Below are 886 nucleotides of genomic sequence, written 5' to 3' on the forward strand. Positions count from 1 at the left end.
GGGCGTTGGTGCATCGGTCCGGACTTGAGCGGATGTCGATCTTTGAAGCGGCAGACTATGCCGTGGCCGCCTTGCGGCGGGCGGATTTCGGGCGTGCGCAGGCAGGCATGCGGTTGAGGACGGCGCAGCCGATGGCGACTTCGGTCTGCTGAAGGGAAGCGACCGTGCCCGCAAACGCCGCCCGATGGTGGACTTGTATCGCCCCATGGCGGTCTCGACCAGCGAGCGTTTGCCATAACCGTTGGAGACCTGCCATTTCATCCGGCCGTCTCTGCCGATTGCGGCGATATGCTGGTCCCTTTGGCCGGCAGGTCTATCGTCGAATGGTTCGACCGCGTTGACGCGAGGCGGAATGACGATGGCGACAGCCGCGCTGTGATTGATGACTGCGTCGTAAGTCGGTTTTCCGTCATAGCCGCCGTCAGCAGTAAACTGTCCGATCGGACCGCCAATCTGGTCAAGTAGTGGCTCAACTCGAGAGACATCGCCAGTGTCCTGATCAGTCAGGGTATGGGCAATGATCTCGCCGCTGTCGGCATCCAGTGCCAGATGCAGCTTGCGCCAATTGCGACGGGATCTGGCGCCGTGCTTCTCCTCCAGCCACTGACCCGCGCCGTAGACCTGCAGGCCGCTGCTGTCGACAAGAACATGCACTGGTCCCTCCGGCGGAACCTGGCGATCATGCCGTTTGTTGGGCGATTGCCATGTCCGCGCCCGACGGCTCAGGGTGGTATGATCGGGGACAGCAAGCGCCAGCGCCATCAGTTGCAGCACCGATTCCAGCAAGCCTTCTGCCTGGCGCAGCCGCAGGCCAAACACAAGGCCCAGCGTCAAGGTGGTCTCGACCGCCAGATCAGAATAGCGGTGCTGGCCGCCACGTGTCTTG

The 886-nt window shown here is 62.6% G+C and carries 1 pseudogene; it reads right to left on the minus strand.

From position 1 onward, the window contains the following. Positions 1 to 55: 55 nt before the first annotated feature. Positions 56 to 886 (minus strand): annotated as a pseudogene (locus tag NKI59_RS34970) (IS5 family transposase); the annotation flags it as partial.

Origin of the sequence: Mesorhizobium sp. M0598 (assembly GCF_040320865.1) — a bacterium.
Classification (GTDB): domain Bacteria; phylum Pseudomonadota; class Alphaproteobacteria; order Rhizobiales; family Rhizobiaceae; genus Mesorhizobium.